6 protein-coding genes are annotated in these 6601 nt (G+C 60.5%); 4 read left to right on the top strand and 2 right to left on the bottom strand.

Going from position 1 to position 6601, the window contains the following annotated elements:
- A partial coding sequence (locus tag AC6FTP_RS15615; RefSeq protein WP_497207846.1) for a hypothetical protein occupies positions 1-577 on the top strand: 577 nt, incomplete at its 5' end.
- A 95-nt stretch (positions 578-672) separates the two neighbouring features.
- Here AC6FTP_RS15615 and menB read toward each other — a convergent pair.
- Both menB and AC6FTP_RS15605 read right to left on the bottom strand, forming a co-directional pair.
- Positions 673-1485, bottom strand: a complete 813-nt coding sequence (menB, locus tag AC6FTP_RS15610) for a 1,4-dihydroxy-2-naphthoyl-CoA synthase (RefSeq protein WP_497207845.1) — start codon at positions 1483-1485, stop codon at positions 673-675.
- A gap of 162 nt (positions 1486-1647) precedes the next feature.
- Positions 1648-2568, bottom strand: a complete 921-nt coding sequence (locus AC6FTP_RS15605; protein ID WP_497207844.1) for a PfkB family carbohydrate kinase — start codon at positions 2566-2568, stop codon at positions 1648-1650.
- A gap of 154 nt (positions 2569-2722) precedes the next feature.
- Between AC6FTP_RS15605 and AC6FTP_RS15600 the strand changes: the two genes are divergently transcribed.
- From AC6FTP_RS15600 to AC6FTP_RS15590, 3 genes are read left to right on the top strand one after another with little or no spacing between them, the layout of a single operon-like run.
- Entirely contained in the window at positions 2723-3991 is a 1269-nt protein-coding gene (locus AC6FTP_RS15600; RefSeq protein ID WP_497207843.1) for an OmpA family protein, read from the top strand.
- A gap of 19 nt (positions 3992-4010) precedes the next feature.
- Entirely contained in the window at positions 4011-5051 is a 1041-nt protein-coding gene (locus tag AC6FTP_RS15595; protein WP_497207842.1) for a helix-hairpin-helix domain-containing protein, read from the top strand.
- A gap of 47 nt (positions 5052-5098) precedes the next feature.
- The gene (locus AC6FTP_RS15590) at positions 5099-6559 is read left to right on the top strand and encodes a sulfatase family protein (RefSeq protein ID WP_497207841.1); all 1461 of its coding nucleotides are present in this window, start codon (positions 5099-5101) and stop codon (positions 6557-6559) included.
- Positions 6560-6601 lie beyond the last annotated feature (42 nt).

Below are 6601 nucleotides of genomic sequence, written 5' to 3'. Positions count from 1 at the left end.
GGACCATTTTTTTGAGCCGCTCTTTGAGCGGCCCCCACCATGCGAAGCGTTGTGTTTTCATCGGTCGCCTTATTTACACCACCCCTTCAACTTTGCCAATCGACAGGTTTTCAAACACGGCCTAGCACAGACCTACCTTCAGAAGGCTCATTGTCTGATTGCGCTGGGCAGGTCGGAAGAAGCGATCCCGTGGTTTCGAAAGGTTCTTGAGCAAGAAGAAGCGAGTCCATCTGCTAAGACCCAAGGGTATCTCGATTTCCCGACATTCATTGTCGCGAATGAGCGCCAGGGGCTTTATTCGGAGGCCGATCAGATCCTCCGCAATCACGCGGATCGTCTGATGTTCCCTGTTGATCACTACAGGTGGAATTCAGCTTTGGCTATCATCAGCGAAAATGACGGCAACTTGGTTTCCGCATGCGAATTTGCCAGCCGAGCGCTTGAGGCTGCTGGACAAGGGCACTCGGGATTTCGCTACCATCCGAAGGTCGGGCTTGTTCAGAAGCAAGACGAAAGGATTCAAAGGCAACTCGTAGAACTAACAAAGCAGAACAAGCGCATGGAAAGCAATAGCTGACCCGCTCCGAGTTCGAATGATTTACCAAATTCCAACCCCAGTCCTGCATCGAGCGCGCGCTCCCGGTCAGCCGTACCTCATGCTTGACGTTCACCTCACGGCACTCGTTTGAACTTCTTGAAGTTGGGCTTCCGTTTCTCGACGAAGGCGGTTTTGCCTTCTTTGGCTTCTTCGCTCATGTAGTAGAGCAGGGTGGCGTTGCCGGCGAGGTCGAGGAGGCCCATCTGGCCGTCGCAGTCGGCATTCAGCGCGGCTTTGAGACAACGGAGGGCGAGGGGGCTGTGCTGGAGCATCTCGCGGCACCAGATGAGGGTCTCGGTTTCGAGGTCGGCGAGGGGGACGACTTTGTTCACGAGGCCCATGTCGAGCGCTTCCTGGGCGTCGTATTGACGGCAGAGGTACCAGATCTCGCGAGCTTTCTTCTGGCCGACGATGCGGGCGAGGTAGCTGCTGCCGAGGCCGCCATCGAAGCTGCCGACTTTGGGGCCGGTTTGGCCGAACTTGGCGTTGTCGGCGGCGATGGTGAGATCGCAGACGACATGGAGCACATGCCCACCGCCGATGGCGTAGCCAGCGACCATGGCGACGATGGGTTTTGGCAGGGTGCGGAGCTTGCGCTGGACGTCGAGGATGTTCAGGCGCGGGACGCCGTCGTCGCCGATGTAACCGGCATCCCCACGTACCTTTTGATCGCCGCCGGAGCAGAAGGCGAGGGGGCCTTCGCCACAGAGGATGATGACGCCCACGTCGGGATCTTCATGCAGGATGTCGAGCGCGATGAGCATCTCCTTCACGGTCTGCGGACGGAAGGCATTGCGCACTTCCGGCCGGTTGATGGTGAGCTTGCCGATGCCGTCTTCGGTTTTCTCAAGCTTGATGTCTTTGAAGGTTTTGATCGTGGTCCACATGGCGGGGAGAGGAAGTTGACGGTTGTTTACGGTGGTTGACGATTGTTTACAGTTGTTTGGCCAAGCCGATGGAGAAGCCAGCTTGGGGTGGTTTGGAATTGGTTTTGAAAACAACGGTCAACCACAGTCAACAATCGTAAACAACTGTAAACGGCCTCCCTCTTACGCTTGGAAGCTCGTGTAGCCCTGCAATTCAGCGAGGCGCCCGGCGACATCGGCCTGGGTGACCTTCTGGAGCTTGTGCGTGCTGAAGGCTTCGCATGTGTAGCTGGCGGTGACGCTACCGTGGACGACGGCCTGGCGGAGGTCGGCGAAGCTAGGCTTGGTCTTGCCCTGGGCGTGAAGCCAGCCGGCCATGCCGCCGAGGAAGCTGTCGCCAGCGCCGGTGGGATCGAAGACGGAGTCGAGCGGGTAGGCGGAGCAGGAGAAGAAGTCCTCGGGCTTTTCGCCGAAGAGGTAGCTGCCGTGCTCGCCGCGCTTCACGACGACGAAGCGGGGGCCTTTTTCCTGAAGTCGGCGTCCGGCTTCGATGAGATTCGTGGTCTTGGCGAATTCCTTGGCTTCGCCGTCGTTGATGACGAGGAGGTCGATCTTCTTCAGCACGTCGTGGAGACGCTCATTGGCGATGCTGATCCAGAGGTCCATGGTGTCGGCGATGATGAAGTCGGCTGCGGTGCATTGCTCGACGGTTTGGATCTGGTTGTCCGGACTCATGTTCGCGAGCACGGCGATCTTGGCCTCAGCGGCAGCGGCGGGCATTTTTGGCAGCCAGCTTTCGAGGACGTTGATGCCCACGGCGTGCGTGGTGCGGTTGTTCATGTCCTCGTGGTATTCTCCGCTCCAGGTGAAGGACGCACCGCTGCTGCGCTCCAGGCCATCGAGCGTGATGCCTTTGCTGCTGAGGAGGTTCAGATGAGCCTCGGGGAAATCATGCCCGATGATGCCGACGAGGTGGACGGGCTGGGTGAAGATGCTGGCGGCCAGAGCGGCATAGGAGGCGGAACCACCGAGGAGGTTTTCCTGCGAATCCTGCGGGGTTTTGACATTGTCCAGGGCGACGGTTCCGGCGATGACGACTGACATGATGGGTGGGCGGGGCTGAGCGTTAGTTTGGAGATGTGAAGGAAGGATTCCTTACTTGCCACCGCCGGGCACAATGGGAAAGAGTACCTGCCGGAGGGGCGCGGAGTATCCGTGGTCGCTCCGGTGTGTCAATCGCTCTTCCCCACCCTTCCCCATGCGCTTCACCGTTGTCCTTTTCTTCATCGCGCTGCTGCCGGTGATGATGCTGGCGCACTGGTGGGATTTTGAGGAGCACCAGCAGCCTCGTCTGCGGGCAAATGTGGAACGAATCCTCAAGAAGGCAGGCATCCAAGGTGCCACGGTGGATCTCCGTTACCTGGACCTCAGCATCACGGGAGATGCGTCTGACGAAGCCTCGGTGAATCTGGTCACACAGGAGATCGGAGGCATCGGCGCACTGCGTCTGGTGAGCAATCGCCTCAGCATCCTGGCGCGTCTGAAGGCGCGTCTGGCGGATAACACTCTGACGGTGGAGGGCTGGATGCCGGACAAGGCGGCGGCGGAGTCACTGAAGGCTCTTTTGCAAAAGATCCGCCCGGATTTGCAGATCACCGCAGAGGGACTGAACACCTCCACGCTCGTGCGTTTGCCCGAAGGTGAGAAGCTGCCGCTGCGGGAGGACAGTCCCATGCTCCAGCCCATCATCGAAGCTCTGCATGTGCCCTCCGCACTAGAGATCGTGCGGCGGGATGGGAGGCTTCATGTGTATGGCATGCTTCCCTCGGATGGGCTTCGCGCGGAGGTGATCGAGGCCATCAGCTCGGGTCCGCACAGTCTGCCAGTGGATGCGGAGAAGCTCCGTGCCACGCAGTTTGCTCTCGCCGCGCCTTTCACGGCGGATGGTGTGATCGTGCCTTTCCTGCGCAGCTTTTACAGCACGCCCGCACCGGGAGACTTCAGTGTCCATGCCGATGGCAACCCGCGCCTCTCCGCCGATGCGACCCGCACGCTGGAGAGCGCTTGGCTGACCTTTTTGCGCCCTTTGACAAAGGGCCGCCGCGCGGAGATGCAGCTCACCTATTTCCCTTCGCGCTATCATTTCCCAGGCCGCCGCATCGAGACCGCCCTGCCCGAAGATGTGCTGCAAACCGTGCGCGATGTCTTTGCCGGGCAGTATTTCATCTTCGGTGTCGGCAGCAGCACGCTGAATGCGGAGGAAAAGATACGTCTGGCCAATCTGGTGCCAGCACTCCTCTCCGCCGGACCAGCGCTGAAGCTCATCGTCGGAGGTCACCCTGACCCGGCTGGCGAGCTGAAGATTGAGGCCGATCTGGCCCGTCGTCGCGCAGAGGAGATCGTCTCCTTCCTGATCGAACAAGGGGCGCCTGCCACGGAAATGCTGCCCGTGGCCTTTGATCCCGTCCCGGTGGGCAGCAAGCATGCTCCCGCCGAGATACGCAGCGTCGAAATCCTGATCCAATGAGCTCCTCCCATTCCTGCCTATGAAGATCGAGTTTCCCATCCTCGAGTCCGAGCCTCTTATCTATTTCCTGCTGCACAGCGGAGTGTTCGTGTTTGCTCTCGCCTCCCTCTTTTTCCTGCTCGGCATGTGCATGGGGGCCGCCATCTGGGGCCGGTACAAGAAGCATCTCCAGCACATGAAACTGGAAAACATCGGCCAGCTCCAGGAGATCGCGGTGCTGAAGCGCAAGCTGGCTGAACAAACGATGAGGCCCTCCACGAGTCCGCTGAACCCGCCACCCGCGCTGCTGACCGAAGTGCTGCCGAATGTCAGTGAAATCTTCCCCGAGCGCACACTGCCCCCTGCTGCGAAACCAACACCCGCAGCACCTCCTGCCCAGATTCCTCCAGTTCAGACGCAGCCAGCACCGACCCTCGTCCCCGCGACTCCGCCTGTGGTCGAGCCCGTGCCGGCCACGCAGCCTGTCAGCCCGCCTGCACCAGCCAGCAAGCCCAAGACCGCCACCATCCGCCGCCCCACCGTCAGGGTAAAGAGCACGAAGGTTTCGCTCGCGCCCCCCGCCGAACCTGCGGCGCCATCTACTCAGGCCAATGGTTCCATCCCCGCAGTAGATGATGACGAGGTCGCTCCCTTTGGATTCCTGATCGGTGACGCAGCAGAGCCTCTCATCCCGTCTTCGTCAGTTTCTGCCCTTGCCGCCATCATCAAGGCACCGCCAATTCCGGTGGCGAATCCTGTCGATGCCACGCCTGCACCACCGCCCGCCGCACCTTCAGTTTCCGTGATCCCGACGGTGCTGCCGGAGTTCGATCACGCCCTGGGGCTAGTTTATAAAATCGCCCCTCCCGATGTGGATGACCTCACTCGCATCAAAGGCATCGCCAGCGTCCTCGAAAAGCGGCTGCATGACCTCGGTGTCTATACCTGGCGTCAGATCGCCTCGTGGGAGGAGCGCCACATCCGTGAGTTCTCCAACCGACTCGCCTTCAAAGACCGCATCGTGCGTGAGAAGTGGGTGGAGCAGGCCCGCAGCCTGAATGAAGCACGGCAGCTCATCTGAGCTTTCTCTTCTGGCAAACTCACCCGCTGTCCGCTATTCAGCGAGCCATGCGCTTATGCCTGCTCTTCTTTCTCTCAGCCCTCTGCTCTCCGCTCCAGGCTGTCGATCAGCCCAACATCATCCTCATCCTCGCCGATGATCTCGGCTACTCGGACCTAGGTTGCTTTGGCAGTAAAACGATCCGCACGCCGAACCTGGACACGCTCGCGGCGGAGGGCACGATGTTCACCTCCTTCTATGTCACGCAGGCTGTGTGCAGCGCCTCGCGCTCGGCACTGATGAGCGGCAGCTACCCGAACCGCGTCTCCATGCAGGGCGCGCTGAATCACACGAGCAAAGAGGGCATCCACCCCGACGAGCATTTGCTCCCCGAGATGCTGAAGCAGCAGGGCTACATCACCGGTGCGCTCGGGAAATGGCACCTCGGCACCGCGCCCATGTTCTCGCCGCTGAAGCATGGCTTCGATGAATTCTGGGGCATCCCTTACTCGAACGACAACAGCAAGTATCACCCCAGCCTCGCCGCCGAGATGCCACCGCTACCGCTCTATGAAGATGCAAAAGTCATCGAGACCGATCCTGATCAGAGCCAGTTCACCCGCCGGATCACGGAGAAGGCGGTGAGCTTCATCCGCAGGCATGAGGCAAAGCCCTTTTTTCTCTATGTGCCGCACGTCATGCCGCATGTGCCCATCTTTGCCTCGGATCGCTTCAAAGGGAAGTCGCCGCACGGGCTCTATGCCGATGTCGTGGAGGAGTTGGACTGGAGCGTGGGCATGATCCTCGCCGCCGTGCAGCAGGCGGGCATCGCGGAGAAGACGCTCGTCATCTTCTTCTCCGACAACGGCCCCTTCCTCAGCTACGGCAATCATGCAGGAAGCGCGGCACCACTGCGCGAAGGCAAGCTCACGAGTTACGAAGGCGGGGTGCGCGTGCCCTTCATCGCCAAATGGCCCGGCAAGGTGCCTGCGGGCCGTGTTTGTGAAGAGCCGATCACGGAGATGGATCTCCTGCCCACGATCTCCACCTGGCTCAGCGCGCCTGCATCGAAGAACAGGATCGACGGTCGCGATGTCAGCGATCTCTTGTTCGGCAAGGAAGGCGCGAAGTCGCCGCACGAAGCCATCGCCTTCTACGCAGGCACCGAGCTGCAAGCCATCCGCAGCGGCGGGTGGAAGCTGCATTTCGCCCATCCCTACATCACGCCGCACGACACGCCGGGCCGCGATGGCAAGCCATCGAACTGGGAAAACATGAAGCCCGCCGCCATCACCCAGAGCGGCATCGCAGGCATCGCCACGCGGCATGGATACAAGGTCGCGCAGCAGGAGCTGGCACTCTATGACCTCAGCACGGATGCCGGTGAAACGAAGGATGTCAGCGCCGCGAATCCTGATGTGGTCGAGCGACTGAAGAAGCTCGCCGACCCCTTCCGCGCCGAGCTTGGGGACTCACTCACGAATGTGAAGGGCGCCGCCATTCGTCCGTCTGGCAAAGATGAAGGCTGAGGCAGAGTGCCTTGGACAACACGCAGGACCATCGCTTTAATC

Origin of the sequence: Prosthecobacter sp., assembly GCF_044378005.1 — a bacterium.
In the GTDB taxonomy this organism is placed as follows: domain Bacteria; phylum Verrucomicrobiota; class Verrucomicrobiia; order Verrucomicrobiales; family Verrucomicrobiaceae; genus Prosthecobacter.
Note: the sequence above shows the minus strand (reverse complement) of the source record. Positions and strands in the feature narration are given on the sequence as shown.

Bases quoted from the DNA above. Each gene is read 5' to 3' on its own strand.
- menB (WP_497207845.1), bottom strand. From the start codon at position 1,485: ATGTGGACCACGATCAAAACCTTCAAAGACATCAAGCTTGAGAAAACC.
- AC6FTP_RS15605 (WP_497207844.1), bottom strand. From the start codon at position 2,568: ATGTCAGTCGTCATCGCCGGAACCGTCGCCCTGGACAATGTCAAAACC.
- AC6FTP_RS15600 (WP_497207843.1), top strand. From the start codon at position 2,723: ATGCGCTTCACCGTTGTCCTTTTCTTCATCGCGCTGCTGCCGGTGATG.
- AC6FTP_RS15595 (WP_497207842.1), top strand. From the start codon at position 4,011: ATGAAGATCGAGTTTCCCATCCTCGAGTCCGAGCCTCTTATCTATTTC.
- AC6FTP_RS15590 (WP_497207841.1), top strand. From the start codon at position 5,099: ATGCGCTTATGCCTGCTCTTCTTTCTCTCAGCCCTCTGCTCTCCGCTC.